Genomic DNA, 25,839 nt, shown 5'->3' on the forward strand with positions numbered 1-25,839 from the left:
CCTCAGACACACCCACCTCGCCCGGAGGCCCTCCCCTCGTTCAAGCCGACACGCCGTCGAGCACTGACAACAACGTCCTGAGTCACTACACCTAGGACGTTCGCCATGAGGACGGTCAGGTGGTTCAGCCCGGACTTCGACAGGTGGTAGGGGATCGCCGTGTTGTTCTCGGTGGCGCGGATCCCCGCGGCGCTCGTGATGTTGACGACGGCCCCGCCGCCGTGGGCGCGCAGGTGCGGTTCCGCTGCGCGGATGAGGCGCCACGGACCGATCAGGTTGACCCCGAGCACGAGTTCCCACAGGTCGTCGGTGAGCTCGCTCAGGTGCGGATGGGGCAGGCGCGGGCTGATTCCGGCGTTGTTCACCACGACGTCGAGGCGTCCCCAGCGGTCGAGCGCGGCCGACACGAGTGCGTCCGCGGCACCGGCGTCGGCGAGATCGGCCTGGACGTACACGGCGTCCGACAGCTCGCCCGCGACCCGCTCGCCGGCGCGCGCCGAACGGGCCGAGTTCACGACGACACCGGCGCCCTCGGCCGCGAACCTGCGGGCGATGGCCTCGCCCATCCCGCTGGAGGAGCCGGTGACGATCGCGACCTTGCCCGTGAGCCGGCCGGTACCCACCGCGCTCATCCGTCGAGCCTCCGCAGCAGGCCGATCGCGGAACTGCGGTGGTCGATGAAGGTCCGCTCGTCCGCCAGGGCGGTCTCGGCCACCGCCGGGTGGCTGAAGATCTTCCGCATGCGCTCGGCGTCCACGTGGTCGGACGACACGAGCCCGTCGTAGGCGACGCGGCAGAGCCCGGCGGTCTGCGCGATCGTGCGGCTCGCGTCCAGGTCGGCGTGCAGCTGGCGGTAGCCCGTGCGCGTCTTCCGCCGGGGTGCCTCCTTGGCCATCCGTCCGTGCGTGTTCAGCCAGTAGTCGCTGAACTGCTCGTGGCTCATCGTCGGCCTCCGGCGCAGCGCGAAGCTGATCTGCAGCGGGCCGTCGCCGTCGATGACGGTGTGCTCAACGCCGTGCACGGCCGCGCAGCGGCCCGGATCGATCTGATCGCCGAGTCGTGCCGCGACGTCGGCGACCACGCCGGCCAGCTCGGCGAGCGGGGGTGGGTCGGGCAGGTGCAGCGAGAGCAGCGCGTCGACCCGGGCCGGTACCGCCGCGCCGTGGGCGGTCCCGACGAAGGGGTCGGGCTCGACGGCGATCGCGGCGGTCGCGGTCCAGCCCGCCGCTCGCAGGGTCTCCGTCTCCGCTCGCAGCGCCGTCTCCAGCGCGGTCGCCGTGGTCTCCGGCTTCCTCGCCAGCACGATCGACAGCATGGGATCGCTCATCGGCGCTGTGCCTCCTGGGGTCTGGGGGTGGGATCCGGCCCGATGGGGCGATTCACCAGGCATTCCAGTGGACGACGTCCTCGAGCGGCCGGCGCCGGGCGGACGTGAAGTCGGTCCCGAGGGTGTGGGCGACCGGCAGCAGCGCGACCTGGGTGCAGCGCTCGTACGGGATGCCCAGGAGGCCGGCGACGCGTTCCTCCTCGGTCAAGTGCATGGTCGTGATGCACGATCCGAGCCCGCGACTGCGCAGTGCCAGCATGAAGCTCCACACGGCGGGGAGGATCGACGCCCACCACCCGGCCTGCCGGAACACGGTCGAGTCGTCGATCCGGGTCCACTGGCACGGGATGACCAGGACTGGAACCCGGGCCAGGTTGGTGGCGAGGTAGCGGGCAGAGCCGTGGATCCGCCGCTGCTCCGCGTCCATCGACGTGACCACCTCCGGTGGGTACACCGCGTCGAACGCCTCTTGGTAGACCTCGGCGAGGGCGTTCTTCTTCCCCTGGTCGGTGACGACCACCCAGTGCCAGCGCTGGTTGTTCATCCCGGACGGCGCCTGCAGCGCGAGGCGCAGGCACTCCTCGACCACCGTCCGCTCGACCGGGCGGTCCAGGTCCAGCCGGCGCCGTACGGCCCGAGTGGTGGTGAGCAGCTCGTCCGTCGCGCGTTCGGGACGCACCCGGCCGCCCGGCGCGGTCATCGCAGGCCCCGCACGGACATCCCTCCGTCCACGGTGATCGTCGTGCCGGTCACGTAGCTCGCGTCGTCGTCGAGCAGGAAGCTGATCGCGCCCGCGATCTCCTCGGGCCGACCGACCCGGCGCATCGGGAGATGGGTCTGCACGAGCGCCCGCAGATCGGGGTCGTCGGTGTAGCGGACGGTGCGGTTCGTCCGGATGATGCCGGGCGCGACCGCGTTGACCCGCAGCGATGGCGCGTACTGCGCGGCGAGCTCGCGGGTCAGGCCGAGCACGCCGGCCTTGCCCGCCGAGTACCAGTCCGAGCCGGAGGCGGCGAAGGCGGCCAGCGACGCGACGTTCACGATCGCTCCGGTCCGCTCGGCGAGCACCGGGGCGACGACACGGCACAGGGCGCCGGTGAGGACGAGGGTGCCGTGGATGCCCTCGGCGAAGGACTCCCGGCCGTCGGTGGGGCCGAGGCTCGCGTTGTTGACCCAGTAGCGGATGTCGGATCGCCCCTCCAGGAGCGCGTGAGCCGCCGCCGTGGCGGCATCGAGATCGCCGAGATCGACGACGCGGGTCTCGACCGGGTGGCCGTCGGCCCGCAGCGAGCCGGCGGCGCGCTCGACCACGTCCGCGTCCCGGTCGACCAGAACGACTGCCAGCCCTTCGGCGGCGAGCCGCCGTGCGGCTGCGAGACCGATGCCGCGTGCCGCGCCCGTGACGACGGCACCGCCGGACTTACCGCCCTCCGGCTTCACCGGGTGGTGGCCAGGCCGAGGAGCCCGGCGAGGTTGTCCCGCAGGATCAACCGGACGTCGGACTCGGGCAGGCCCTCGAGGAGGTCGAGGAAGTCCCGAGGTTCGGTGACGCCCTCGGGGTGCGGGTAGTCCGAGCCGAGTAGGACGTGGTCAGCGCCCATGATCTCGACGATCCGCTTGACGTCGTCCTCCGGGTACGGGGTGAGGTAGACGTGCTCGCGGAAGACCTCGCTCGGCTCGGCGTCCAGGCGCCCGAACGGCCAGACCCCGTTGCGGCCCATCATCGCCGACTTGTCCATGAGCTTGAGCAGTGGCGGCACCCAGGACGTGCCGTGTTCCACGCTGAGGACCTTGATCCCCGGGAACCGGCCGAACAAGTTGTGCAGCACGAGCGCGGCGAGGGTGTCGCTGATCGGCCGCTCGCCGTTGCAGAGCAGATGCTGCAGCGGCGAGAACCGGCTGTGGCTGCGGTCCGGGTCCTCGCCCCAGTGCGCCGCGTAGAGCTTCGCGAACACGTTGTCGCCGATGTGGAAGACCGGGTGGATGCCGATCTCCTGGACGCGGGCCCACAACGGGTCGAACGTCGGGTCGGCGGGGGAGAGGTCCCCGACCGGTCCGGTCTTGACGTAGAAGAACTTCGCGCCGAGGGATGCGACGCGCTCCAGCTCCTCGATCGCCCAGTCGAGGTCGAGCAGGGTCAGCAGCGGCACGCCGAAGATCCGGCCGTCCGCTCCGTACCCCCATTCCTCCTCGAGCCAGCGGTTGAAGGCTCGGTAGTTGGCGGTGACGACCCGCGGGGTCTCGGCGAAGTCGCCCTCGATCAGCACCGCCATGCTCGGGATGAAGAGGGCGGCCTCCATGTTCTGGCGATCCATCAGGGCCAGCCGTTCCGTGCGGTGCATGAAGGCGGGCTCGTTGAACGCCGAGATGGGCTCCACCCCGTTGCCGGAGTAGTCCGCCTTACCGGCGAACAACCCCGCGATGGCGCCCGGCGGGAGGATCCGATCGGCGGGGTTGTGCTCGATGAACCCGAGGTAGCGGCCGTTGAGGCCCCACCGGCGGACTCCCGTGCCGGGCACCTCCTCGAGCCGGAGCGCGAGATCGCGGTCCTGGGGATCGATGTGCCGGGTGAAGCAGTCGTCCTGCTCGTAGTAGTGGTTGTCCGCGTCGATCATGGGATAGTCGATCTTCACCGATCCTCCTCGGACGTCGCCGTCCCCCGGTCGCCGCGGAGCCGACCGGCGGTGCGGAGACGGGCGCGCAGGTCTGCTGCGCGGACGGGGTGCGGGGCAGCGGGGACGAGCGATCGGCGCTCGGCGCCGCACAGGTCGATGTTCCGATATTCGGAACATGTGTTCAGAATGTGGTCGATGGTAATCGGCCGTGGAGGGCTGTCAAGCGGCCCGTCAGATGCGGGCGGTCGCCGTTCCCGACAGGACCGTGGCGCCGTCCTGGTTCCTCGCCTCGACCGCGAGGTGGGCGACGCCGTCGGTGACGGACTCCACCGTCACCGTGGCGGTGAGGGTGTCGCCGGGCCACACCTGCGCGGTGAACCGCGCGCCGTAGGTGAGCAGCCGATCCTCGCCGACCCAGTCCGTCACCGCCCGTCCGACGAGGCCCATGGTCAACATGCCGTGGGCGAAGACGGTCGGGTACCCGGCCGCCTCGCGGGCGTAGACCTCGTCGGTGTGCAGGGGGTTGAAGTCACCCGACGCCCCGGCGTACTGGACGATCTGCGTCCGGGCCAGGTTCTCCACCACGACCGTCGTCCGGCTCTGGCCGATCTCGATCGGTGTCGACGTGGTCGTCATGCTCCGTGCTCCTTCGGCTCTCGGTGGACCGCGACCCCGCGCACCGTCACCACCAGCTCGCCGTGCTGGTCGCGGAACTCCGTGATGTGCTCGCTGAACGTCAAGGTCCCTGAGCGGCCCTGCTTCACCCATGTGTCGCCGTCCCGCTCGGTGGCGGACAGGACGTCTCCGACGCGCACCGGCCGGTGGTAGGTGAAGTGCTGCTCGGCGTGCAGCCCGCCGCTGCCGGCCGGTGGGGTGCCGGGTTCCTTCGCCGAGCCCCACCACGGGGTCCGCCTGTTCAGGCGCAGCTTCCAGTCGGGGTCGAAGTGGGCCGCCGCCTGGACGAAGGTCGGCGGGGCGTACTCGATCTCGGCGAGATCGAGACCGTCCTCGGGGTCGGGGTAGCCGACGGCGCGCCGGAACATCAGCACGTGGCCGGCCTCGATCGGGAACTTCTCGACGGGCATGAGCTCCTCCTGCCGCGCGTCTCCTCGGGGGGGGTCCGGTTCCGGCCCGGCTTGACGCCCACCGCAGCGCGGCGACATCATCGACGGAACATCTGTTCCGTAAGATTGAACGCAGTGCCGAGGTGCGTCAAGCTCGGCGGTGCGCGGGGAGGTGTACGTGCCGATGCCGGGAACCGGTGGGGGACCGCTCACAGGTGTCACGGTCGTCTCGCTCGAACAGGCCATCGCGGCGCCGCTGTGCACCCGCCACCTCGCCGACCTGGGGGCTCGGGTGATCAAGATCGAGAGCCCGGCTGGCGGCGACGCGACCCGCCACTACGACGACGTCGTGCACGGCATGGCCGCGCACTTCGTGTGGCTCAACCACGGCAAGGAGTCGGCGGCGCTGGACCTGACCGCCGAGGCAGACCGCGAGGTCTTCGGTCGGCTCATCGCCAATGCGGACGTCGTCGTGAGCAACCTGGCGCCCGGGGCGCTCGGCAGGCTCGGGTTCGCCCCCGACGACCTGGTGGCCCGGCATCCGCGGCTGATCGTCGTCGACATCTCCGGGTACGGCCGCGGCGGCCCGTACGACCACAAACGGGCCTACGACCTGCTCATCCAGGCGGAGAGCGGCTCCTGCTCGATCACCGGCACCCCGGACGCCCCGGCGAAGCCGGGGATCCCGATCGCGGACGTCGGGACTGCGCTCTACGCCTACTCATCGGTCCTCGCCGCGCTGTACGACCGGGAACGCACCGGCCGCGGCGCGGTGATCCCGATCGCCATGCTCGACGTCATGGGCGAGCTGATGGGCTTCGCGCTGAACACCGTGATCCACAGTGGTCGGGAACCGGTACCGGTCGGGCTCGGGTCGCCGATGGTAGCCCCCTACGGGGCCTACCCCACCCGGGACGGCCAGACCGTGGTCCTCGGCACCACGAGCGACCGGGAGTGGCGGCGGCTGGCCACCGACCTCATCGGGCGCCCGGACCTGGCCGCCGACGAGCGGTACGCACGCAACATCGACCGCTGCGCCCGGCGGGCCGAGCTGGACGCCGTCCTCGCTGATTGGTGCAAGCGCCACGACCTCGACGACATCCGCGCGCGGGCCGACGCGGCGGGGATCGGCAACGCCCGGCTCAACGGGGTGCGGGCGCTCGCGGAGCACCCGCAGCTGGCCGCTCGCGGCCGCTGGCGCGAGGTGGGCACCCCGGCGGGCCCGGTGCCCGCGCTGGTGCCGCCCGCCCTCGCCAGGGGGTGGCCGGTGGTCTCCGGTCGGGTCCCCGCGCTCGGTGCCGACACCGACGCGATCCGTGCGGAGGTCGGCTGCGCACCGGCCGCCACGGCCACGCCGGGACAGCCGGCGTGACGGGCGAAGCGATCCGGCAGGAGGCCCCGGCGATCCGGCGGGAGCACCACGGCGCGGTGCGCGTGCTGCTGCTCGACCGACCCGATCGGCGCAACGCCCTCGACATGCAGATGCGGCACGAGCTGGTCGATCGGCTGGCGGAGGCCGAGGCCGATCCCGAGGTGCGCGTCGTGGTGCTCGCCGGTGCTGGCGGCACGTTCTGCGCGGGCGGCGATCTGTCGACGATGCGTCGGCAGCCGGTCGCGGAGAGCCGCCCGCGGCTGGAGGCCGCCCAGCGGGTCGCGCGGGCCCTGTTCGATCTGCGTCTGCCCGTCGTCGCGGCCGTGGAGGGGCACGCGATCGGAGCGGGGCTGGGCATCGCGGCCGCGTGCGACCAGGTCGTCGCCGCTGCCGACGCCCGCTTCGCGGCGTCGTTCCTGGGTGTCGGCCTCGCCGCCGACCTGGGCATCAGCTGGACGCTGCCGCGCCGGATCGGGCTCGCCCGGGCCCGGACCATGCTGATGACCGGGCGGTCGCTGACGGGCGAGCAGGCGGCCGAATGGGGGCTCGCCGACCACCTGGTCGGCCCCGGGCGGGCGCTGGAGGAGGCGATCGCGCTCGCGGCGCGGCTGGCAGCGGGCCCGCCGCTCGCGATCGCCGCGGTGAAGCGGCTGCTCAACCACCCTGCCGACACAGCGGACACCGCGCTCGCCGCGGAGTTGGCGGAGCAGGGAGCGTTGTTCGACACCGCGGACTTCGCGGAGGGCCTCGCGGCTGTGCGGGAGAAGCGGAGGCCTTGCTTCACCGGGCGGTGACGCAGCGTCGCGGACACGCGCGGAGGGTGGTGACGTCGGGCCCGGACGGCCCGCGGTTAAGCTCAGGGCAGTTGACAACCACGCGATCTCCCCGGAACCGTGCAGCGGCTGTGCGGACGACGGGCCGGCGGCGTCCCGGCGCACGCGACGAGGTCACCGGTGGTGTGGTCAGCGGGATGGTTCTCGCCACGGGCTGCAAGTGGCGACGTCGGAAGGGCGCAAGGATGGCCGAGTCAACGAGGGGGAGCTCCGCGCCGCGCCGAACGACCAGGGCAGCGGGCGGCTCCGGCGAGGAAGCGCTCGACGGCGGCGGGGGCCCGATCGAGAAGGCGTTCCAGCTGCTCGATGTGCTCGTCGACGCCCCGAGCGGCGGCACCGGCGTCCGGGAGATCTCGCGCCGGCTGTCCCTGCCGGTGTCCTCGGTGCACCGGCTGCTCGGCACCCTGCTGAACGCGGATCTGGTGAGCCGTGACGAGGAGACCCGCCGCTACTCCGTCGGTCCCGAGGCCTACCGGCTCGCGGCCCGCATCACGCGGGGGATGCGCCTGTCGGAGTTCGCGCTGCCCGCGCTGCGCCGGCTCACGGCCGAGTTCAATGAGACCGCTCTGCTCGGCGTCTACCTTCCGCAGCAGGGCAAGATGATGTTCACCGACCGGGTGGACGGCACGCACTTCCTGCAGTACCGCATCGCGCTGCTCGAGCCGCTCTCCCTCGTCTGGGGTGCGTCCGGGAAGGCGATCCTGGCGTTCCTGCCGCCCGAGGTCGTCGACGAGATCCTCAAGAACGAGGGCCCCTCTCCGGCCACCGGCGCCCGGCCCCCGCGGCGCAGCGAACTGCTCGCCGAGCTGGATCAGATCCGCAGTCAGGGATACGTGATCTCGCACGGAGAGAAGATCCCCAACGCCCGCGGCGTCGCCGCGCCGGTGTTCGGTGCGTCGGGTGTCGTGGGCTGCCTGTGCGTGACCTCTCCGGTGGACCGGCTCCCCGACGACACGGTCCAGAAGCTCTCCGCGCGGGTCGCCGAGGAGGCGACCCAGGTGAGCGAGCTCTATGGCGGGCTGACCAGCCGATCCTGAGGGTGGCGGGCGCCTGCCCGGCCCGGATCCCCGTCTCGCGCCCGTGCTTGTCTGCGGCTCCTCGACTGCAGGTCGTCGCGGGTGCGATCCCGTTGTGCGCCCTGGTCTGCGGCCATTCGCGGCTATTCCGAACGACGCATCGACTCTTGACGAGACAGGGTGACTCTTCTACGTTCGCTGGCACCTGCGCTGCGCTGACCGTCCGATCCCGCGTCGATCGGCGTGGCGCCGGCCGCGGCCCCCGGCGGCCGCGGGTGCCGCCGGCCGTGCTCGCTCCGTCGGCGGTTCTCTCCGAACTCGGTTCGAGGTAGGTGGACGATGACGTCGACCCGGATCGCATCCCCCGTTCCCGACGCGTGCCTGGTCGACCGGCCTGCGGTCGAACCGGCGCGCAGCCTGGCCGGCTCGTGGACGCGCCTGCGGACCTGGTGCCCCGGCCGGCACGGCCTCGGCGAGGAGGACTTCCACGTCGTCACCGATCCCGCCGACGTCGAACGGGTCGTCCGCGACTGGGAGACGTTCCCGTCCGTGCCGCCGCTGCCGGTGGCGTCGGTGTGTCCAGTGCTGCCCGTGGTGAACGAGGTGGACCAGTGGTGCCGGGTGTTCGCCGGTCTCGTCGAGGATCAGCCGGTCGTGGACGTCGACGCGTGGGTGAGCCGAGCCCGGAGCGTGGCGAACCAGCTGATCGACGGACTCGTCGCCCGGCGCGAGTGCGACGTCAGCCGCGACTTCGTCCGGCCCTACCTCGGTGCCACCCTGTTCGGGCTGCTGCTCGACGCCGCGGACGACGAGGTCGAACCGCTCGCTACCGCGGCGTCCGCCGTGGCCGCGGGGTACCCGGATCGGGTGGCTGCCTGGGCCGAGCTGACGTCGTGGTTGCGCGCCGTCGTCGACGCACCGCCCGTCCGGTCGGTCCGCGGTGACGGTCTGCGGCTACGGGCCGCTCGGTTCGGCGGGCCGGGAGCGTGGGGCGGTATCGTCGACGCCCTGCAGCTGCTCGTGCTGGCGTGGATGGAGACGCTCGGCGACGCGCTGAGCCACATGCTCTACCAGCTGAGCCGGTGTGCGGACGTGCTGACGGAGCTGCGGCGGCGACCCGAGCTCGTCCCCGTCGTGGTCGACCGGCTGTTGGAGATCGACACGGCGACGGTGTCGGTGGCGCGCTTCGTCGCCCGGGAGGTGGAGCTCGGCGGACGGCGGCTCGCGCCGGGTGACCGCGTTCTGGCGCATCTGCGGGTCGCTGATCAGGATGTCGAACCGTTCCGCTTGGCGGATGCCGGTGCGTCCCGGGGTTCGGCCACCGCCGCTCTGGCCGTGCACCGGTGCATCCGGCCGGTCGTGGCCCGGCTGAATCTGCACATCGCTCTCAGCGTCGTTGTGAGCCGTGTTTCCGAGCTGCGTGTCGAGGTCGCCGATCCCGCGTTCTTCTACTCCTGCAGGCGTGCGGCCTTTCCGATGCCGGCCGTCGTCTCCGGAATTCCGGTCGACGCCTGACGGGCATTGACACGGCTCTTTCCGGGGTTAGGATCTCCGTATTCATTCGGAACGTGTGTTCTGCTAAACGGAACACATGGGTGTCCTTCCTGTTACCTGGACGGGCTGACGAGGTCAGTGGACGCTGCCCGCGCCGGGAGTCCTGATCAACGGAAAGCGAGTGGCCACATGGGTGTCGTCACCTCCGATGTCGACCTGAGTGCGGCGCGGTTCGCGCAAGGCATACCGTTCGAGACGTTCGCAGAACTGCGCCGGTCCGCTCCGGTGTACTGGTACGAACCGGATCGGTACTGGGTGGTGACCTCCTACGAGCTCGTCCGGTCGATCAACCGCGACGCGACGGTGTTCTCGAACACGCAGGGAACGACCGGTGCGGCACTGCGGCAGGAGGAGGGCGACGAGCCGCTCGGTGTCCGGACGATCCTGACGATGGACCCGCCCCAGCACACCGTGTACCGCAAGATGGCGGCGCGCTCGTTCAGCCGCTCCGCGGTGCGGTCGTGGGAACCGCTGATCAGGAGGACGGCGAAGGAGCTGCTCTCCGGGTTCGCCGAGCGCGGTGGTGGCGACTGGGGCACCGAGGTCGCCGCGCCGTTCCCGTTCCGGGTCATGGCCGAGCTGATGGGCATCCCGCGCGAGCACGAGGAGGAGGTGCTCAAGCGGGTCGAGACCCAGGTGATCGGCGATCCGGTGAAGGGCTGGTCCGCTGAGAAGGCGCAGCAAGCCGTCGCCGAGGCCGACGAGTACGCCGGCTGGCTCCTCGAGGAGCACCGCAAGCACCCGCGGGGCGGCGATCTCATCGACCATCTGATGGAGGCGCGGATCGACGGGAAGCCGCTGACCGAAGCCGAGCTGCGGGCCTGGGTGAACCTGTACATCGGGGCCGGCGGCGAGACGACGAAGTACCTCATCGCGCACGGGCTGCTCTGCCTGCTGGAGAACCCCGAGGCCCGGCGCGCCGTTCAGGAGGGGTGCAACCTCGATCCGGTCGTCGAGGAGATGCTCCGCTACACCACGCCGGTGATGCACCACTCGCGGTGGGCGATGGAGACGGTGGAGGTCAACGGGCAGGTCATCGAGGCGGGCCAGCGGGTCACCCTCTGGATGATCTCGGCCAACCGGGACGAGTCCGTCTTCGCGGACCCGGACAGGTTCGACATCACCCGAGCGCCGAACCACCACGACACCTTCGGCCCGACCGGCCCGCACTACTGCCTCGGTGCCGGCCTCGCGAGGCTGGAGGGCAAGGTGTTCTTCGAGGAGGCCAGGCCGTACCTCGACCGGATGGAGATCGCGGGGGACATCGTCCGCGGCACGAGCAACATCTTCAACGTGCTCGTGGCCAGCCCGGTCGCGGTGCGATGAGCGGCAGCACGGGCACCCTGCCGCGGCCGGGGGTGACGCTCGAGGGCAAGGTCGCGATCGTCACCGGTGGCGCGCGCGGGATGGGTGAGGCGCACGTGCGCACGTTCCTGCACCTCGGGGCGCGCGTGGCCATCGCGGACGTCTTGCAGGACGAAGGGAAGTCGCTCGCCGACGAGCTGGGGCCGGCCGCGGCGTTCTTCGAGCTCGACGTGTCGGATCCGGCGCAGTGGGCGGAGGTCACCCGGGCGGTGGCCGAGCGCTGGGGCCCGGCGACCGTCCTGGTCAACAACGCCGGCGTGCCGGGGCCGAAGTGCAGCATCGCCGAGCTGGCCCCGGAGGACTACCTCCGAGTCGTCGCCGTCGATCAGCACGGCACGTTCTTCGGCATGCGCGCGGTCATCCCCGGCATGGTCGAGGCGGGCGGCGGCTCGATCGTCAACATCTCGTCGGTGGCCGGCTTCGCGCACGTTCGCCACGTGCCGAACGCGGCCTACACCGCGGCGAAGGCGGCCGTGCGCGGGCTGACCCGCGCGGCTGCCATCGAGTACGGGCCCGCCGGGATCCGGGTCAACTGCGTGCTCCCGGGCCCGGTCGCCACACCGATGATGCTGCGCGGGACCCCCGAGGAGGCGCAGGAACGCGTCAGGCGGATCGGCGACTCGGTCCCGCTGCTGCGCTGCGCCGAGCCGTCGGAGGTCGCGCAGCTCGTCGCGTTCCTCGCCTCCGACGCCTCCGCTTACATCACCGGCGCCGACCACTTCATCGACGGGGGCCAGGCCGCCGGCTGGTGAACTCCTGCCGGCTCGTTCTGCTGGACGCCGGTCAATGAACATCGATCATTGACCGGCGTCCATCTGCGTCCTCGGCCCGGAATTCCCGGGAAGTGGCTCGCCGCCGATTCCGTCCCGGTGCTCTTGTTGCCCCGCCACAGTCCCTCCGCCGACCGTCGGGACTCGCCCACACGACGCGGAGGCCGCGGTGGGCCGACGCTGTTCCGGGAGATCCGGAAGGAGCGCGCGATGAGGCGAGTGGTGGCCGGAACCCGGGCTGGCCACGCGGGAGGCAGCCGGCCGCATCCCGGTGGAGCACGGCGAGTTCACCGCGGTCTCGTTCCGCTCCGCCACGGACGGGATCGAGCACGTCGCGCTCGTGCTCGACGACGTGGACCAGCGCGGTGGGGACGACGAGCCGGTCCTCGTCCGCGTGCACTCGGAGTGCCTGACCGGCGACGTCGTCAGCTCGCGGCGCTGCGACTGCGGGGAGCAGCTCGACGCCGCGATGGCCCGGATCGGGGCCGCCGACCGCGGAGTGCTCGTCCACCTGCGCGGGCACGAGGGCCGCGGCGTCGGCCTCTCGCGCGAGCTGCGCGCCTACACACTGCAGGACACCGGCCTGGACATCGTCGAGCCGAACGTCGCCCAGGGCCTGCCGGTCGACCGGCGCGACCACGGCATCGGCGCGCAGATCCTCACCGAGCTCGGGTGCGCACCATCAGGCTGATGACGAACAACCCGGCCAAGTACCGCGGCTTGGCCGGGCACGGGGTGCGCATCGCCGGGCGGGAGCCGATCGTCGTGCCGCCGAACCCGGACAACTGCACTACCTCCTGTCCACGTGCACGCGGACGGACCAGCGGCGGGGAGAGAGCGAGCTCGGCACCGTTGTGTCGTGATCTCCGCTGGTCCGAACGCCGCACCGCCGACAGGCCTTGGTCCCGCCCCGGCCGGTGCGCACGGCCCTGGGCCGTCATCGCCGCCTCCCCGAGGCTGCTCGGACGGTCGAGGAGGGGTCATGGACGCACATGTGGTGACGGGGTCCGGGCACGGGTTACCGGAGGCGGGGTCGTGACCGCGGCGACCGCCGGCAGTGTCCGGGTCAGCGCCCGGCTCGACACGGAGCTGTCCCGGTGGCTGTGGTTGGTGAAGTGGCTGCTGGTGATCCCGCACGCGGTGGTGCTGGCGTTCCTGTGGGCGGGGTTCGTGGTGCTCAGCGTGGTCGCGCTGGTGGCCATCCTGATCACCGGGCACTATCCGCGCACGATCTTCGCCTACACGCTGGGCGTGCTGCGCTGGTCGTGGCGGGTCGCGTTCTACACGACGGGCGGGTTCGGCACCGATCGGTACCCGCCGTTCTCGATGGGGGAGCGGCCCGACTACCCGGCCACGCTGGACATCGCCTACCCGGCGCAGCTCTCCCGCGGGCTGGTGCTGGTGAAGTGGTGGCTGCTGGCGCTGCCGCACTACATCGTGCTCGGGTTCCTGCTCGGTGGCGGCTACCTCGCCACCCGGGCGCCGCAGGTGTGGGTCGGGGGCGGGCTGATCGCGCTGCTGGCCCTGTTCGCGGTGGTCGCGCTGCTGTTCACCGGCCGCTACCCGCGCGGGCTGTTCGACCTGGTGCTCGGCTTCGATCGCTGGGTGCTTCGGGTTGCGGCGTACGTGGCGCTGATGACCGACGAGTACCCGCCGTTCCGACTCGACCTGGGTGGCGAGGAGCCGGAGACGCTCGACATCGGCACCCCGCACCCGGCCGACGCCGAGGTGGTGGGGAACCCGTGGACGGGCGGCCGCACCGCGACCGTGGTGCTCGGCAGCGTGCTGATCCTGGGCGGCATCGGAGCGCTCGGCGGTGGAGCGGCGCTGACCTCTGCGGACTTCGGCCGCGACGTGGCCGGCTACGTCACCACGCCCACGTTCCGCGTGACCGGCACCGGGCACGCGCTGGTCGCCGAGCCGCTGCGGCTCGGCCCCCAGTCGAGCCGGCCGTCAGCGATCCTGGGCGACGTGCGGGTGCGGGCCGCTGCGGCGAGCCCGTCCGGGGTGTTCGTCGGGATCGCCCCGGCAGTCGCGGTGGCCGGCGCGCTCAACGGCGTCGCGCACGACGAGCTGATCGTGCCCGGCGGTTCGGACCGGCCGGCACCGCGCCCGGTCTTGGGCGGCGCCCCCGCCGCCTCGCCGGCTGAGCTCGTGCCGTGGACCGCGCAGGTGACCGGCCCCGGGACGCAGGAGCTGCAGTGGACCCCGGTCCCGGGGGACTGGGCCGTCGTCGTGATGAACGCGGACGGATCGCGGCCGGTCGTGGCCGATCTGTCGGTGGGCCTCACCGCCCCGGGCCTGGCGATGATCCAGACCGCGCTGTTCGTGGCCGGCTGCATCGCGCTGGTCGTCGGGATCGCGCTGGTCGCTGCGGCCCTCTACGTGGCCGGACGCCAGCCCCGGCCGCTCTCGTCGAGCACGAGCGGACGGGAGCAGCCGTAGGTGGCGTGCGCCACCTCCCAGGCACGCGCGAGGTTCTCGTGCGCGTCGACGACCTGAGCCCCGCAGCGCGGGCACTCACCGATCCACTTCATCTCGACCAATCCGCTCCGGTGGCGGTGCGGGCTGGCTCTCATCGGAGCACCTCCGTGGGCTCGAACGGACGCCGATCCTCCTCCGGGAACCGGGTCCGCGACAGGGCCTTGTGGCCCCAGCGGGAGCCGAACGGGGGCAGGGTCCGGGCGGGTGCGGAGCGCGAAGATCGCGGTGTGGATCTCGTTGGCGGCGTCGTCGAGGGCGGCGATCGCGCGCCGCAGCTGGCGCGCGACGGCCGGGTCCTCCGTGCGGTGGGCCAGCCCGTGTAGGAACAGACCCGCGGCGAAGAGCCCCTCCATGACGTGTTCGTGCAGGTCACGGGCGATCACGGGGACCATCGCCCGGTCTCGCGCTTGCTCGCGATCCACCCCTGTCCGCCCTCTCCGGCGCCGAGGCCGTGCCGGACGGCCCTCCCATCGGTCCGACACGGCCTCGGCAATCCACTTCCGCCCGGCGGAGTGGCCTCAAGGTGGTGGGTGCGGCCTGCGTGGCTGCCGTGCGGCCGGGGGTGGTGCGGGGCCTCGGTTGCCGGTGCACATGAGCGTCGATCTCCCGTCCGAGCCGGCGCGAGCCGGCGTCGACTGAGCGAGTGCTGGCCGCCCGGGACTGGAGCGGGCCGCCATCTTCACCACGGGCTCGGGTACGGGGCAAGGACCGATCGTGTAGCGGCGGTGGGTTGCGCACGGGTTCGGCCGTTCGCTGCAGCCGCTGTCGGTCGTACGCCGGAACGGGCTGGTGGACTCGGCCTCCTCGATCCACGGCACGGGCGCCGTGGCGGCGACCCCTCGACACCCGGTCGGCGACGTCCGCGTGGTTGACCTGACGAGCGGCCGACAGGCCTGCGTGAACAACCGGCGGTCGACGCCGCCGGGATGATGCTCGCGAACCCGCGCAGTGAGCGCGCGCCCTATCCCGCTGCGGCTGCGAGCAGACGATCGTCTTGCTGAACCTGCTCCGCACCGCGCCCGGCCCTGCCGCCGTCCGCGTGCCGGACAGTCCTAGCCGCCGTCGCCACCGTCGCCGTGCTGGCCGCTGCACCGACCAGCGGCTCACCGCCGTCGCGCAACCGTTGCCGACCAGATCAACACCGACCAGATCAACACCGATCCGATCAACCGGCTCGATCATGCGCGGCGCCACGCAGCCGCGGCGCGGCGGGCAGAACGACCGCCGGGCCGGCACCAGCGGGCTGATGCACCCGGGGGTGTCCCCGTCACTCCGGATGCCGCGGTGGAGGATGCCGGAAGTCCCGGGTCCTCCGGGACGGTCGGCCGTGTGCGTGAGGCACCTGTCCGGACGACGGTTGACCGGTGCCGTCGTTCATCGGCGGCGTGGGGGATACCGCGGGGCGGGAGCCGGCTGGGGGCACACGGCCGGGGCCCCGGCTCCGACGTCTGGGACCACGGCGTCGGGGACCGCGGAAATCGCCGGGTGCGCTCCAGCCGCCGAACCGGCTCGCTCGCTGTGCCGTCGGCCGACATGGTCTTCCTCGGCGTTGGTGTCCACCGCGCCCTCCGACGCGCACGAGCCGCCGCGCGAGCTGAGGAGGACCTGTGCGCAACCGTGGACCCGGCCCCACGCGGCCACCCGACCACCCCGTCCCCGCGCGGGGACGGGTGTTCGTCGACGACACCGGGAGACGCCGGCGGCGCGTCCACGGCGCCGGGATCGCGATCGGCGTCGCGTGCATCGGGTACGTCGCCGGTGTCGTGTTCTGCATGACCCAGACCAGCGCCGGCGTGCTCCCGGCCGTCCCGGCCGCTGGGAACAGGGTCGTCGCCGGCCTGCCGCTGCCGGTTGAGCCACCCGGGATCCTCGAGCGGACTGCCGTCCCGGAGCCGTCGACGAGCCCGGCCCGGGGCGGCTGAGATGGCGCAGCAGCGGGTCGAGCAGCGCCGCCGCGCCCTGTTCCGGCCCCGCTGGCTGCTGCTGACCGCGATCACCGCGATGTTCGTGGCGGCGCTGATCACCAACGGGCTGGCGACCTCCCAGGTCGGGATCGACGCCGCCGGCGCGGCGCCGGAGCGGGGGAGTACCGCCGTGCCGGACGAGATCCGCGACGGCGGCCCGGTCATCGACCTGACCGAGGGCCGGGTGTCGTCGCTCTCGCCCGCGCCGCGATCGGTGGCGCTGACCTTCGACGACGGGCCGGACCCGGAATGGACGCCTCAGGTGCTGGCGGTGCTGGCGAAGCACCGCGTGCCCGGCACGTTCTTCGTGCTCGGGTCGCGGGTGGCCCGGTACCCTGACCTGGCCCGCGCGATCGCCGCGTCCGGTTCGGAGATCGGGCTGCACACCTTCACCCACCCCGATCTGTCCCTGATCCGCCCGCGCCGGGTGGACCAGGAGATCGCCACCACGCAGCTCGCGGTCGCCGGGGCGACCGGGCGGATCAGCTACCTCGTCCGGCCCCCGTACTCCTCGACGGCGGACGCCGTCGACGACTCGAGTTTCGCCGTCCTGCGGCGGCTCGGCGCCGCCGGCTACGTCACGGCGCTGGTCGACAGCGACACCGAGGACTGGACCCGGCCCGGGGTCGACGCGATCGCCGACGCCGTCCGGTCCGCCGCCGAGCGCGGCGGGATCGTCTTGCTGCACGACGCCGGTGGCGACCGATCGCAGACCGTCGCCGCGCTGGACCGCGTCATCCCCGAGCTCCAGGCCGCCGGCGTCACCTTCACGACGGTGACCGGCGCGGTGGGCCTGCCGCCCGCCGACTCGGCCGCGGGCCCGGCCCCGCGCGCAGTGGGCACGGTGATGATGGGGGCGGTCGCCACCGCCCGCGCCGTGGCGGACGTGCTGGAGGTCTGCCTGCTCGTCACCGGCGTGCTCGTGCTCGCCCGGCTGCTCGTCATGAGCGGGGTCGCGATCGGCCACGCGCGGAGGCGGCGGCGCACCGGACCGCTGCCGCCGTGGCCCGATCCGGTGTCGGTCGTCGTCCCCGCTCACAACGAGAGCCGCACGATCGCGGCGACGGTGCGCTCGCTCGTCGCCGGAACGCATCCCGTGGAGGTGATCGTCGTGGACGACGGGTCCACCGACGGAACGGCCGACGTCGTCCGCGCGCTCGGTCTGCCCGGCGTCCGCGTCGTGCGGCAGCCCAACGCCGGCAAGCCCGCTGCGCTCAACACCGGCATCGCTGCCGCGAGCCACGAGATCGTGATCATGGTGGATGGGGACACCGTCTTCGAGCGCACCTCGGTCGCCTGGCTGGCCGCGCGGTTCGCCGATCCCGAGGTGGGCGCGGTCGCGGGCAACGCCAGGGTCGCCGACCGGCGCAGCCTCATCGCACGCTGGCAGCACATCGAGTACGTCATCGGGTTCAACATCGACCGCCGGGTCCAGGACCGCTGGCAGGCGATCACCACCGTCCCCGGGGCCATCGGGGCGTACCGGCGCAGCGTGCTCGGTCGGGTCGGCGGCGTCAGTGAGGACACGCTCGCCGAGGACACCGACCTGACGATCGCGATCGGCCGGGCCGGGTGGCGGATCGTGTACGAGCCGGACGCGCGGGCCTGGACCGACGCGCCGTCGCGGTTCCCGCAGCTGTGGCGGCAGCGCTACCGGTGGAGCTACGGGGTCATGCAGTCGCTGTGGAAGCACCGGCACGCGGTCGTGGAGCCGGGCCGGTCGGGGAGGATCGGCCGGCGCGGCCTCGTCGTCACCGGCCTGTTCCAGATCGTGCTGCCGCTGGCCGCCCCCATGATCGACGTCTACCTCGTCTACGGCCTGGTGTTCCTCGATCCGCTGCGCACGGCGGCGTGGTGGGGTGCAGCGCTGCTGGTGCAGTGGACGGCCGGGGTCATCGCGTTCCGCCTCGACCGGGAACCACTGCGCGACCTGTGGCTGCTGCCGCTGCAGCAGCTGGTCTACCGGCAGCTGATGTACGCGGTGCTGGTGCAGTCCGTCCTGACCGCGCTGGCCGGCACTCGGATGAGCTGGCAGAAGGTGCCCCGCGCGGGGCGGTTCAGCGCCGCACCGGACTCCACCGCCCTCACCGGCTCCCCGGGAGGGGGATCATGACCCGCAGATGGGCGCTCGCATCCGCGGTCGTCGTCGTGGCGTGCGCGGCCCCGCCCACCGACGCCCCCGGCTCCGCCGTCCCGCCGCCGGCCCCGTCCCAGATCACGACGCCCCAGATCGCGACGCCCCAGATCACGACGCCGTCCCCGGCGTCGGGCACCGCGATGGTCGTCCTGACCTTCTACGGCGGCCCGGACAACGATCCACCCGGCCCGGCCATCGCGCACCCGAACGCCCGGCACGGGCAAGCAGGCGGCACCGGCACCTACGAGGACCCGATCACCACAGCGAGCGATCCCCGCGCCGTCCCGGTCGGCACCCTGCTGTACCTGCCATCGCTGCGGAAGTACCTCGTGATGGAGGACGACTGCGCCGCCTGCATCGAGGAGTGGACGGCCACCCGCACCGGGCACATCGACGTGTGGACCGGGCTGAGCGGGAGCGAGCTGCTCGCCTGCGAGGAAGCGCTCACCCCGCCCGGCCCGGTCCTCGTCGAAGTGGGCCCACCACCGGACAGACCGGTGGAGCCGCAGCCGCTGTACAGCGAGGAGACCGGCTGCCTGGCGTGAGCGCTACCCGGCCGCGACCGGTTCGGGCTGCGCCGCGGTTGCGCCGGACGGGGCCGCAGCGCCGTCGACCGACTCCGGCGGCACGTCCTTGAACACCGCGAAGCTGGACGGCTGCTCGCCGAGCACCGGGAAGTGGAAGCCGCACTTCGGGCACTGCTCGTGCAGGACGGCCTGCTCCTGGGTGAGCTCGTAGGGCTTGTCCTGCAGCTGGCCGCAGGTGGGGCAGATGCGCAGCAGGCGGGTCCCGACCAGCTCGAAGTTCGTGATGATGTCCTCCATGATCGCGCCGTTGGCCGCCCACGCCTTGGCGTGCTTGTGGTAGGTGTCCATGTGCCAGTCGTAGAGGGCCTGCTTGCTGGTCCAGAAGCTGCACTCGTTGAACCACGTGGGGTCGTCCGGGTGCTGCCACCACGTCAGGTGCAGGAAGCCGGGCAGCTTCATGAGGTGGTGGCGGGTGTCGGCGAAGACGACCTTGAACTTCTCGTACGCATCCGGGCTGCCGGACCTACCGCATCGATGATCTCAGAACGCCTATCCTGACCTGCGGAAATGCGCGACGTTGTGATCATTGCCCGAGTGGTTGTGATCGCTGTGGGGCAGATGTGGGGCAGACTGGTCCTCAAGCGCCGCTACAACACCGGCCCAATGCGTGTCTGCGAGATGCGCGTAACGGTGGGTAGTCGCAATCGACTTGTGCCCCAGCAGCTCCGACACCTGCTCGATAGACACCCGCCCGGACTGCAGCAGCCACGACGCGTACGTGTGCCGCAGATCGTGGACCGTCACGTCTTCCACGCCGGAAAGGCCCGGCTGCCACCGCCTTTCGATCTTGGCGTCGGGGCCGAGGTACTGGCGGGCCAGACCTCTCGTGCGGAACACCGGGCCCTCTTCTTCGCCGGCTGCGCACCAGACCCAGCGCCCCACGCTGCGCCCCCAGATCTTCCAGCGGAAATGGTCATAATCGAGCACGCCACGGTTCCGCGCCGGGAACACCAACCCCGATCGGCACTGGTCGCGCTGGCGGTGCCGCTCGGTGCACGAAGTCGCCGGCGGCAGCGTGCGGATGTGGTCGTCCAGTCGGGCCACGAGCCAATCCGGCAGCGGGACTGACCGTTTCGTGCGGCCCTTCGGGTACGGCTTGACCTCCCTCGTCGTCTGGTCCCACACCTCGTGCACGTCGATCCGGCCGGCGTCGAGGTGCAGGCGGTGTCGGTGCAACCCGACAGCCTCGCCCCATCGCAGCCCGGTGCCGACCATCGTCCAGACGAGCGTCGCGTAGTGCTCGGGCATGAAGTGCGTGATCGCCTTGACCTCGTCCCAGGTCAGGTACCGCTCGTCGGCCGGTGGTTGCCGGGGCAGGGTGATGTGTTGGCACGGGCTGACGGCGATGCGCTTCGCTCGTACCGCTGCGGTCATCGAGCTGGAGAAGACGGTGTAGATGCGTGCGACGGTGCTCGGCGAGAGCCCGGACGCGGCCAGCCCGTCGACCCAGTCCTGCACGTCCTCGGTGGTGATCGTGTCGATGCGGACATTCCCCCAGCGGGGTTCGATGTGGCATTCACGTCGAGACCTGTCCCGCAGTAGCGTGCTGGGCTCGACGGGGCGCTTGTCCCACCAGATGTCTGCCCACTGTCCCCACGTCAGCTTTCCGGTCCTGACCTGGTGGGCGGGGAGTCGTCGGGCGGTGTCCTCGGCCGCGGCTGCGGCGCGTAGCGCTTCGGATCGGCGCGTGAACGGGCCGTCTGGGGCGGTGCGTTTACGTCCGGCGGCGTCGCGGTACAGCCCGCGCCACCTGCCGCTGCTGGGGATCTTCTCGGCCCATGCCATGGCTCACCTCGCGGCCGTGACCTTACTGTCGGGGCAGGGCGTCACCGCTGCCCGACAACTTCGGTCCGAAAATGTCGGCAGTCATAGACAGAAACGGACAACTCCGGGTAACTTAGGGGTCCCACGCCACCTCAGCACGATGGAGGATCGCAGTGGCCAACTGGCTCACCACGGCGGACGTCGCAGCCCGCGCCCACCGCGACCCCTGCACCATCCGCCGAGCCGCCGTCGCCGGAGAGCTGCACGGCCACCAGCCGATGCGCAACGGCAAACCCCTCGCCGGCGGTCGCTGGACTTTCGCCGAGGCCGCCGTCGACGCCTGGATCCAGGGGCTCGACCTTGCCGTGCAGCGTGAGCGCTGCGGATGCGTACAGCTGCGGCTAGTCCGCCGGGCCAGCTGACCGATGAGCTACCCGGCGGCCTCGCCGACCACGTTGACCGCTTCCCGCCCCGCGGCTCGCAGCCGAGCGCGCACCAGTTGTGCGTCGACACCGAGCCGCCGAGCAACCTCCTCGTAGGTGCCGTGCCGCTGCGCGGCCAGCGCCGCAGGCAGCGGCACCAGGATCTCCGAGACCGTGGCCTCGACCTTCTCCTCTGACCAGGACGGCTGTAGCAGGTGCATCAGCTCGTGCGCGAGCGTTGCCCGCATCTCGCCCAGCGTGTTGTGTCGGTCCAGGAAGACCACACCGTCTGTCTTGTTGGTCAGCCCGCACCGGCCGTCGAGATCATCAGCGAGCACGAGCGTGACCATCGTGCGCCGTTCGAGCGCGCCGATCAGGATGGGGAGCAGAGGGTCGGAGGCCACCGACGGATCATGACCCGCGGCAGTAGTTGCTCGTCAAGGCACGAACGGTCAACGGCAGTCAGGTGCGGACAGGTGCACCCGTCGAGCCGATCGGCCGCTACGGCCCGTGCTCAGGTTGGGCCGTCCGTGTCCCGTCGTCGTCTGCCGACCAACTGCACCGGCTCCGGCGAACGCTCGTCCTCGCCCTCGCTCGGGTCGGGAGTGTTCAGCAGCGCGCTGATCATCGACAGCACCACCTGCCGCTGCCGCAGGGTGAGTCTGTTCGCTTCCGGTGGCAGCACGAAAGGCTCCGGCTCGCCCGCTGGTTCCCCGGCCAGCAGCCGCATCTGCGGCAAGCTGCCTCCGATCGCCTTGGCGATCTTCTCCAATGTGCGCTCGCTGGGGGTGCGCTTGGACCCGATGAGGATCTGCCGCACCGTCTCAGGCGACACGCCGGCACGCTTGGCCAGCGCGTGGGCAGACGGGATGCCAGCGGCGATGCGACGTTCCTCGATGTACTCGGCGAGCGACGTGTACCGCTGTACCGAGCTCACTCCGTCGGACCTCCGTCGGCGCCTACTTCGTCTTTGTGTCGGTCGTCAGCGCCGTTGGTGGCGGGCTCTCGATCGCGGGCTGCCCACTGCTCGCCGAGGTCGACGGTCTGTAGGCCGTGCTTTCGCAGGCGCTCGTTCTCTTCGCGCAGCCTGCGCACCTCGGCCTCCAGCTGCGCGATGCGGGCGGCACGCTCGGCGAGGCGGGTGGCGATCTCGCCCGTTAGGCGTGCGTCGAGGGATTCGGACACGGCGGGCTCCCGCGTGTCCTCTGTCAACTTCACGCCCAACTCGTCTTCGAGCCGGCCCAGCGCGGACTTCGGCTCGTGCTTGTCGGACTCCCAGTTCTTGATCGACGTGATGCCGACCCCTAGGCGAGCGGCTAGCTCTTCCTGAGTCCAGCCGCGCCGCTGGCGGGCGGCACGAATCTTCTTCCCGAGGCTCACGCCCCACAGCATGGCAGACAGACATGGACAAACGGCAGACGGAAGTGGACACATGTCGTTAGATCAACAGAGTTCGTTACGTCATGTGAGCCATCAAACATTTGAGTTGGCGAAAGCTGCCCTAGATACCTGTCCGAATCTGTCCTAACATGACGGCATGCCGTCCCTGCCCCCACACGGGCGAGCCCGCGGCGACATCGTCCGCGCCGTCAGAGTCGTCAGGCGACGCGGACAGCGGGACCTCGCCACCGCATCACGCATCGACGCCTCCTACCTCAGCCGCGTCGAGGCGGGCTCTCGGCGACTCAGCCCCGCCTACACCGATCTGGTCGCTCGAGCGCTCGACGTCGACCCCGCCGTGCTGTGCGGACAGGTGCCGGTCATCCGTACCCTCCGCACCGCGCTCAACCTCTCCGCTGACAAGCTGGCCCACGACATCGGCGTGTCGCGCGACCGGCTCGACCAGCTCGAACGTGGCCTTGCCGAACCCACCGCCCTGGAAACCCGGCGGCTTGCCCGCCGCCTCGGCGTCGAGGCCTCGGTGTTCCACATGACACAGCTCGCCGAGCAGGCGTCCTAATCCCACTCCGTCGCCAGGCGCTGCTCGGCACCTCTTCACATCCACCATTGCTCGTCACTCGCGAGCGACGAGCAGTCGTCACCGCAACCCCAGAGGGAACAGCCATGTCCATCAACGCCACCGTCACTGCGCAGCTGCCCATCGTGCGCGCCCTCGTCACCACCGGACGGCACCACCTCGACCGCCCCGGCGCCCGCCCGGTCACCCAGTACTGCTCGGTGCGCCGCACCAACGGCATCGGCGGCGCGCACGCGAAGGACGGCCGCCGGTGACCGCCGAGCAGCCAACTGTCGCCCCGGCCGAGCCACAGTCCAAGGCCGGGCAGCTCGGCCTCAACGCCGCTGGTGTGCCCGGCGGCATCTCCGCCGTGCCGGTCGGCACGATCGTCGCCGGCGGGCTGGTGTGGGACCCGTCCGACGCCGAGCCGCACTCGGCCAGCATCGGCTACGCCCTCGCCGCGGAAACCGCTGCTGCCGCGGCGGTCGAGGTCGAGGCGGGTGCGTCGTGACCGTCCCACCTGAGCCCGCCGAGCAGCACTCGCTCGACTGCGCCATCTGGACCGCGCCGGACCCGCTGGGCGCCTGCACCTGCGGCGCCGACGTCGAGGAGCGCGACCGCGCGACCGCGCTCGCCGTCACCTGCCCCGCCTGCGGTGCCCGTACTGGGCAGCCGTGCCGCAGCGTGACCGGCGCCGCTGCGCAGCCTGCCCGCTCACCCGCGCCGCCTGCAGGCGGCCGGGGGTCCGCCCGTTCGATCGCCTGACCTGAGGAGTCCTTGAGATGTCCGATCTTGCGTTCACGTCCGCGGTTGCGGCCCTGTCCGGCGTGGTCGAGGTGCAGTTCCACCGCCGCGGCCCGGTGCTGGTGCTCGACGAGCACGGCCGCGTCACCGAGCGCGCCACCATGCCCCGCTCGGCGGCCGCCGCCGACCAGCTGGCGCTCGACCTCGACGGCACGCGGGAGGCGGCATGACCCAGTTCACCGTCACCGCCGCTGCCCTGCGGGATGCCGCCCAATGGGCGTCGACCGCCACGCCGTCGCGCCCGATCGCACCCGTGCTGGCTGGCCTGCTGCTGGACGTCCGCGACGGCCGCGTCGCGGTCACCGGCTACGACTACAACACGCGAGCCACCGCCACCATCGGTGCCGACGTCACCGGACCCGGCCGCCTGCTCGTCTCCGGGAAGCTGCTGGTCGCGATGGCGAAGACCATCCCGCCCCGCGCCGAGGTCACCTTCACTGACACCGGTGGCACCGTCGAGGCTGTCGCGGGCCGGGCGCGCTGGTCGTTGCCGCTGCTGCCCGTCGACGACTACCCGGGGTTGCCCGACCTCGGCGCCCCGGTCGGGCACGTCAAGGCTGGCGACCTACGTGCCGCACTCGCCAGGGTGCTGCCTGCCGCGTCCCGTGACGTCACGTTGCCCAGCCTCGCTGGTGTCAAGGTCGAGTGCGAGGGCGACCGCATGACCCTCGCCGCGACCGACCGCTACCGCATCCCGGCCGCGGAGATCTCGTGGACGCCCGCCGACGGCGGCGAGCCGTGGGAGGCGGTGGTGCCCACGTCGCTGATGACGGCGGCGTCCCGGGCGGGTGGCAGCGACGACGAGCTATTGGCGGTGTCCTGCTCGGGTAGCGGTTTCGGGTTGGCCGGTGGTGCGGCGCTGCTCGCTGGTCGTCTGATCGACGCGGTGTTCCCGGCGTGGCGGCGCATCATGCCGGAGCCGGGTGACCGGTTCGTCGTGCTGGAGCGGGAGCCGCTGCTGCAGGCCGTCGAGCAGGCGCTGGTGGCCGCGGAGAATGACGGGGTGCTGCTCGCGATCGACGTCGACGGCATCCGTGTGGCCGCCGCGGGGGAGGGGCGGCAGGCGGTGTCGTGGGCGCCGGCTCGGCTGGTGGGTGAGCCGCTGGCGGTGAAGCTGAACGCGGGCTACCTGCGGGACGCGCTGACCTCGCACGACACCAGCGAGGTGACGGTGCACCTGTATGCGCAGCATCGGCCGCTGCTGGTCGTGTCGGACACGCCGGGGTATCGGCATCTGGTGATGCCGGCGCGGATGTCGGATGCGGAGCGGGCCGCTATCGAGCGGCCCGAGGAGGTGGCGGCGTGACCGGTGAGCCGGAGCGGTTGGGGCAGGTGTTGCCGCGGGTTGTGGCCGAGTTGGTGCGGCTTGCTGTGTCGCGGTCGTCGGAGCCTGAGCCGGTGCGGCCGGTGGGGGAGCGAGAGCGGAGCGACAGCCAGCTGGATCGTCTGTAGTTGTTCGTACCTAGCTTGTGAAGTTGTCTGAAACTGTCCTATGCTGTCCGCATGAGCGACGCGACGGACACCGCCCCCCGCCCCCTGATCGTGAACTGGGAGGTCGCCTACGCCTACCGGCTCGACGGCGACACCGCCGACCGCCACGCGATCGTCACCATCGCCGCCGACACCGCCGAGGAGGCCAAGACCAGGGCCGCCGAGGACCTGGCCCTCATCCCCGGCCTGCGGATCCTCGCCGCCCGCGAGGGCGAGTGCCCGCTCTGGGCGCTGTGACCACCCGGCCCCGGCAGTACTGCCAGCTGCCGGGGTCCACCCCGGCCACCACCCCGCCCGCATGATCAGGAAGGAG

31 protein-coding genes and 1 pseudogene are annotated in these 25,839 nt (G+C 71.8%); 19 read left to right on the forward strand and 13 right to left on the reverse strand.

From position 1 onward, the window contains the following. Window positions 1-2 precede the first annotated feature (2 nt). From BUE41_RS28030 to BUE41_RS32315, 7 genes are all read right to left on the reverse strand, one after another. Complete coding sequence (locus tag BUE41_RS28030; protein ID WP_084756005.1) at window positions 3-632, reverse strand: SDR family NAD(P)-dependent oxidoreductase; 630 nt, start codon at window positions 630-632, stop codon at window positions 3-5. Continuing rightward, a complete protein-coding gene (locus BUE41_RS28035; protein ID WP_073460363.1) occupies window positions 629-1,327 on the reverse strand; it encodes an EthD domain-containing protein in 699 nt (232 codons plus the stop codon). The genes BUE41_RS28030 and BUE41_RS28035 overlap by 4 nt, the downstream gene beginning before the upstream one ends. A gap of 52 nt (window positions 1,328-1,379) precedes the next feature. Continuing rightward, complete coding sequence (locus BUE41_RS28040; RefSeq protein WP_073460364.1) at window positions 1,380-2,027, reverse strand: nitroreductase family protein; 648 nt, start codon at window positions 2,025-2,027, stop codon at window positions 1,380-1,382. After that, complete coding sequence (locus BUE41_RS28045; RefSeq protein WP_073460365.1) at window positions 2,024-2,767, reverse strand: SDR family NAD(P)-dependent oxidoreductase; 744 nt, start codon at window positions 2,765-2,767, stop codon at window positions 2,024-2,026. The genes BUE41_RS28040 and BUE41_RS28045 overlap by 4 nt, the downstream gene beginning before the upstream one ends. Then, window positions 2,764-3,960: an amidohydrolase family protein gene (locus BUE41_RS28050; RefSeq protein ID WP_200804145.1), complete on the reverse strand. Its 1,197-nt coding sequence runs from the start codon at window positions 3,958-3,960 to the stop codon at window positions 2,764-2,766. Before BUE41_RS28050 ends, BUE41_RS28045 begins: the two co-directional genes overlap by 4 nt. 213 nt (window positions 3,961-4,173) lie before the next feature. Further along, the gene (locus BUE41_RS32310; protein WP_073460366.1) at window positions 4,174-4,578 is read right to left on the reverse strand and encodes a MaoC family dehydratase; all 405 of its coding nucleotides are present in this window, start codon (window positions 4,576-4,578) and stop codon (window positions 4,174-4,176) included. Further along, a complete protein-coding gene (locus BUE41_RS32315) occupies window positions 4,575-5,027 on the reverse strand; it encodes an FAS1-like dehydratase domain-containing protein (RefSeq protein ID WP_073460367.1) in 453 nt (150 codons plus the stop codon). Before BUE41_RS32315 ends, BUE41_RS32310 begins: the two co-directional genes overlap by 4 nt. A gap of 163 nt (window positions 5,028-5,190) precedes the next feature. On the opposite strand from BUE41_RS32315, the gene BUE41_RS28065 reads away from it, so the two are divergent. The 8 genes from BUE41_RS28065 (at window position 5,191) to BUE41_RS28100 (ending at window position 14,361) form a co-directional block, all read left to right on the forward strand. Further along, entirely contained in the window at window positions 5,191-6,378 is a 1,188-nt protein-coding gene (locus BUE41_RS28065; protein WP_073460431.1) for a CaiB/BaiF CoA transferase family protein, read from the forward strand. Further along, window positions 6,375-7,172 carry an enoyl-CoA hydratase/isomerase family protein gene (locus tag BUE41_RS28070; RefSeq protein WP_234997634.1) on the forward strand — a complete coding sequence of 266 codons (798 nt, stop codon included), beginning with the start codon at window positions 6,375-6,377 and terminating at the stop codon, window positions 7,170-7,172. Before BUE41_RS28065 ends, BUE41_RS28070 begins: the two co-directional genes overlap by 4 nt. A gap of 224 nt (window positions 7,173-7,396) precedes the next feature. Further along, window positions 7,397-8,248 carry an IclR family transcriptional regulator gene (locus BUE41_RS28075; RefSeq protein ID WP_159444980.1) on the forward strand — a complete coding sequence of 284 codons (852 nt, stop codon included), beginning with the start codon at window positions 7,397-7,399 and terminating at the stop codon, window positions 8,246-8,248. A gap of 318 nt (window positions 8,249-8,566) precedes the next feature. After that, window positions 8,567-9,742, forward strand: coding sequence for a cytochrome P450 family protein (locus BUE41_RS28080; protein ID WP_073460368.1), 1,176 nt, complete (start codon window positions 8,567-8,569; stop codon window positions 9,740-9,742). 168 nt (window positions 9,743-9,910) lie between these two features. Continuing rightward, complete coding sequence (locus BUE41_RS28085) at window positions 9,911-11,107, forward strand: cytochrome P450 (RefSeq protein WP_073460369.1); 1,197 nt, start codon at window positions 9,911-9,913, stop codon at window positions 11,105-11,107. Beyond that, window positions 11,104-11,898, forward strand: coding sequence for an SDR family NAD(P)-dependent oxidoreductase (locus BUE41_RS28090; RefSeq protein ID WP_073460370.1), 795 nt, complete (start codon window positions 11,104-11,106; stop codon window positions 11,896-11,898). Before BUE41_RS28085 ends, BUE41_RS28090 begins: the two co-directional genes overlap by 4 nt. 289 nt (window positions 11,899-12,187) lie before the next feature. After that, window positions 12,188-12,607 carry a bifunctional 3,4-dihydroxy-2-butanone-4-phosphate synthase/GTP cyclohydrolase II gene (locus BUE41_RS31555; RefSeq protein WP_073460371.1) on the forward strand — a complete coding sequence of 140 codons (420 nt, stop codon included), beginning with the start codon at window positions 12,188-12,190 and terminating at the stop codon, window positions 12,605-12,607. Between the two features lie 344 nt (window positions 12,608-12,951). Continuing rightward, window positions 12,952-14,361 (forward strand): DUF4389 domain-containing protein, encoded by a 1,410-nt coding sequence (locus BUE41_RS28100; protein WP_073460372.1) that lies wholly within the window; start codon window positions 12,952-12,954, stop codon window positions 14,359-14,361. On the opposite strand, the gene BUE41_RS33045 is transcribed toward BUE41_RS28100, so the two are convergent. Next, window positions 14,298-14,792 carry a histidine kinase gene (locus BUE41_RS33045; RefSeq protein ID WP_073460373.1) on the reverse strand — a complete coding sequence of 165 codons (495 nt, stop codon included), beginning with the start codon at window positions 14,790-14,792 and terminating at the stop codon, window positions 14,298-14,300. The two genes, BUE41_RS28100 and BUE41_RS33045, sit on opposite strands and share 64 nt — an antisense overlap. A 1,215-nt stretch (window positions 14,793-16,007) precedes the next feature. Here BUE41_RS33045 and BUE41_RS28110 point away from each other — a divergent pair. Genes BUE41_RS28110 through BUE41_RS28120 form a run of 3 tightly spaced genes read left to right on the forward strand, consistent with a single transcriptional unit; the run spans window position 16,008 to window position 19,046 of the window. Further along, window positions 16,008-16,322: a hypothetical protein gene (locus tag BUE41_RS28110; RefSeq protein ID WP_143172419.1), complete on the forward strand. Its 315-nt coding sequence runs from the start codon at window positions 16,008-16,010 to the stop codon at window positions 16,320-16,322. A 1-nt stretch (window position 16,323) separates the two neighbouring features. After that, a complete protein-coding gene (locus BUE41_RS28115) occupies window positions 16,324-18,477 on the forward strand; it encodes a bifunctional polysaccharide deacetylase/glycosyltransferase family 2 protein (RefSeq protein ID WP_073460375.1) in 2,154 nt (717 codons plus the stop codon). Beyond that, window positions 18,474-19,046 (forward strand): hypothetical protein, encoded by a 573-nt coding sequence (locus BUE41_RS28120; RefSeq protein ID WP_073460376.1) that lies wholly within the window; start codon window positions 18,474-18,476, stop codon window positions 19,044-19,046. Before BUE41_RS28115 ends, BUE41_RS28120 begins: the two co-directional genes overlap by 4 nt. A 3-nt stretch (window positions 19,047-19,049) precedes the next feature. On the opposite strand, the pseudogene BUE41_RS28125 reads toward BUE41_RS28120, so the two are convergent. Together BUE41_RS28125 and BUE41_RS28130 are read right to left on the reverse strand one after the other, a co-directional pair. Continuing rightward, window positions 19,050-19,529 (reverse strand): annotated as a pseudogene (locus BUE41_RS28125) (antibiotic biosynthesis monooxygenase); the annotation flags it as partial. Between the two features lie 48 nt (window positions 19,530-19,577). Then, the gene (locus BUE41_RS28130; protein WP_073460377.1) at window positions 19,578-20,873 is read right to left on the reverse strand and encodes a tyrosine-type recombinase/integrase; all 1,296 of its coding nucleotides are present in this window, start codon (window positions 20,871-20,873) and stop codon (window positions 19,578-19,580) included. Window positions 20,874-21,025: 152 nt separating this feature from the next. Here BUE41_RS28130 and BUE41_RS28135 point away from each other — a divergent pair, with 152 nt between their 5' ends. Continuing rightward, a complete protein-coding gene (locus BUE41_RS28135) occupies window positions 21,026-21,274 on the forward strand; it encodes a helix-turn-helix domain-containing protein (RefSeq protein WP_073460378.1) in 249 nt (82 codons plus the stop codon). Between the two features lie 8 nt (window positions 21,275-21,282). Here the strand turns inward: BUE41_RS28135 and BUE41_RS28140 are convergent, their stop codons facing one another. From BUE41_RS28140 to BUE41_RS28150, 3 genes are all read right to left on the reverse strand, one after another. Further along, entirely contained in the window at window positions 21,283-21,678 is a 396-nt protein-coding gene (locus BUE41_RS28140) for an ImmA/IrrE family metallo-endopeptidase (RefSeq protein WP_073460379.1), read from the reverse strand. 110 nt (window positions 21,679-21,788) lie between these two features. After that, a complete protein-coding gene (locus BUE41_RS28145; protein WP_073460380.1) occupies window positions 21,789-22,211 on the reverse strand; it encodes a helix-turn-helix domain-containing protein in 423 nt (140 codons plus the stop codon). Then, window positions 22,208-22,654, reverse strand: a complete 447-nt coding sequence (locus BUE41_RS28150) for a helix-turn-helix domain-containing protein (RefSeq protein ID WP_159444982.1) — start codon at window positions 22,652-22,654, stop codon at window positions 22,208-22,210. The genes BUE41_RS28145 and BUE41_RS28150 overlap by 4 nt, the downstream gene beginning before the upstream one ends. Window positions 22,655-22,811: 157 nt before the next feature. Between BUE41_RS28150 and BUE41_RS28155 the strand changes: the two genes are divergently transcribed. From BUE41_RS28155 to BUE41_RS28180, 7 genes are all read left to right on the forward strand, one after another. Further along, window positions 22,812-23,234 (forward strand): helix-turn-helix domain-containing protein, encoded by a 423-nt coding sequence (locus BUE41_RS28155; RefSeq protein WP_073460382.1) that lies wholly within the window; start codon window positions 22,812-22,814, stop codon window positions 23,232-23,234. Between the two features lie 104 nt (window positions 23,235-23,338). Further along, complete coding sequence (locus BUE41_RS30960) at window positions 23,339-23,506, forward strand: hypothetical protein (RefSeq protein WP_159444983.1); 168 nt, start codon at window positions 23,339-23,341, stop codon at window positions 23,504-23,506. After that, the gene (locus BUE41_RS28160) at window positions 23,503-23,742 is read left to right on the forward strand and encodes a hypothetical protein (RefSeq protein ID WP_073460383.1); all 240 of its coding nucleotides are present in this window, start codon (window positions 23,503-23,505) and stop codon (window positions 23,740-23,742) included. Before BUE41_RS30960 ends, BUE41_RS28160 begins: the two co-directional genes overlap by 4 nt. Beyond that, window positions 23,739-23,996, forward strand: coding sequence for a zinc finger domain-containing protein (locus tag BUE41_RS28165; protein WP_073460384.1), 258 nt, complete (start codon window positions 23,739-23,741; stop codon window positions 23,994-23,996). Before BUE41_RS28160 ends, BUE41_RS28165 begins: the two co-directional genes overlap by 4 nt. Before the next feature lie 17 nt (window positions 23,997-24,013). Then, on the forward strand, window positions 24,014-24,205 hold the full coding sequence (locus BUE41_RS28170) for a hypothetical protein (protein WP_073460385.1): 192 nt from the start codon (window positions 24,014-24,016) through the stop codon (window positions 24,203-24,205). Then, window positions 24,202-25,341 (forward strand): DNA polymerase III subunit beta, encoded by a 1,140-nt coding sequence (dnaN, locus tag BUE41_RS28175; protein WP_073460386.1) that lies wholly within the window; start codon window positions 24,202-24,204, stop codon window positions 25,339-25,341. The genes BUE41_RS28170 and dnaN overlap by 4 nt, the downstream gene beginning before the upstream one ends. A 197-nt stretch (window positions 25,342-25,538) precedes the next feature. Beyond that, window positions 25,539-25,763: a hypothetical protein gene (locus BUE41_RS28180; RefSeq protein WP_073460387.1), complete on the forward strand. Its 225-nt coding sequence runs from the start codon at window positions 25,539-25,541 to the stop codon at window positions 25,761-25,763. Window positions 25,764-25,839: the final 76 nt, after the last annotated feature.

The organism is Pseudonocardia thermophila (assembly GCF_900142365.1).
In the GTDB taxonomy this organism is placed as follows: domain Bacteria; phylum Actinomycetota; class Actinomycetes; order Mycobacteriales; family Pseudonocardiaceae; genus Pseudonocardia; species Pseudonocardia thermophila.

What these genes read in the sequence shown, in the direction of transcription:
- BUE41_RS28030 (WP_084756005.1), bottom strand. Translation starts at nt 632, where the DNA reads ATGAGCGCGGTGGGTACCGGCCGGCTCACGGGCAAGGTCGCGATCGTC.
- BUE41_RS28035 (WP_073460363.1), bottom strand. Translation starts at nt 1,327, where the DNA reads ATGAGCGATCCCATGCTGTCGATCGTGCTGGCGAGGAAGCCGGAGACC.
- BUE41_RS28040 (WP_073460364.1), bottom strand. Translation starts at nt 2,027, where the DNA reads ATGACCGCGCCGGGCGGCCGGGTGCGTCCCGAACGCGCGACGGACGAG.
- BUE41_RS32310 (WP_073460366.1), bottom strand. Translation starts at nt 4,578, where the DNA reads ATGACGACCACGTCGACACCGATCGAGATCGGCCAGAGCCGGACGACG.
- BUE41_RS32315 (WP_073460367.1), bottom strand. Translation starts at nt 5,027, where the DNA reads ATGCCCGTCGAGAAGTTCCCGATCGAGGCCGGCCACGTGCTGATGTTC.
- BUE41_RS28065 (WP_073460431.1), top strand. Translation starts at nt 5,191, where the DNA reads ATGCCGGGAACCGGTGGGGGACCGCTCACAGGTGTCACGGTCGTCTCG.
- BUE41_RS28075 (WP_159444980.1), top strand. Translation starts at nt 7,397, where the DNA reads ATGGCCGAGTCAACGAGGGGGAGCTCCGCGCCGCGCCGAACGACCAGG.
- BUE41_RS28080 (WP_073460368.1), top strand. Translation starts at nt 8,567, where the DNA reads ATGACGTCGACCCGGATCGCATCCCCCGTTCCCGACGCGTGCCTGGTC.
- BUE41_RS28085 (WP_073460369.1), top strand. Translation starts at nt 9,911, where the DNA reads ATGGGTGTCGTCACCTCCGATGTCGACCTGAGTGCGGCGCGGTTCGCG.
- BUE41_RS28090 (WP_073460370.1), top strand. Translation starts at nt 11,104, where the DNA reads ATGAGCGGCAGCACGGGCACCCTGCCGCGGCCGGGGGTGACGCTCGAG.
- BUE41_RS33045 (WP_073460373.1), bottom strand. Translation starts at nt 14,792, where the DNA reads ATGGTCCCCGTGATCGCCCGTGACCTGCACGAACACGTCATGGAGGGG.
- BUE41_RS28115 (WP_073460375.1), top strand. Translation starts at nt 16,324, where the DNA reads ATGGCGCAGCAGCGGGTCGAGCAGCGCCGCCGCGCCCTGTTCCGGCCC.
- BUE41_RS28120 (WP_073460376.1), top strand. Translation starts at nt 18,474, where the DNA reads ATGACCCGCAGATGGGCGCTCGCATCCGCGGTCGTCGTCGTGGCGTGC.
- BUE41_RS28130 (WP_073460377.1), bottom strand. Translation starts at nt 20,873, where the DNA reads ATGGCATGGGCCGAGAAGATCCCCAGCAGCGGCAGGTGGCGCGGGCTG.
- BUE41_RS28155 (WP_073460382.1), top strand. Translation starts at nt 22,812, where the DNA reads ATGCCGTCCCTGCCCCCACACGGGCGAGCCCGCGGCGACATCGTCCGC.
- BUE41_RS30960 (WP_159444983.1), top strand. Translation starts at nt 23,339, where the DNA reads ATGTCCATCAACGCCACCGTCACTGCGCAGCTGCCCATCGTGCGCGCC.
- BUE41_RS28170 (WP_073460385.1), top strand. Translation starts at nt 24,014, where the DNA reads ATGTCCGATCTTGCGTTCACGTCCGCGGTTGCGGCCCTGTCCGGCGTG.
- dnaN (WP_073460386.1), top strand. Translation starts at nt 24,202, where the DNA reads ATGACCCAGTTCACCGTCACCGCCGCTGCCCTGCGGGATGCCGCCCAA.
- BUE41_RS28180 (WP_073460387.1), top strand. Translation starts at nt 25,539, where the DNA reads ATGAGCGACGCGACGGACACCGCCCCCCGCCCCCTGATCGTGAACTGG.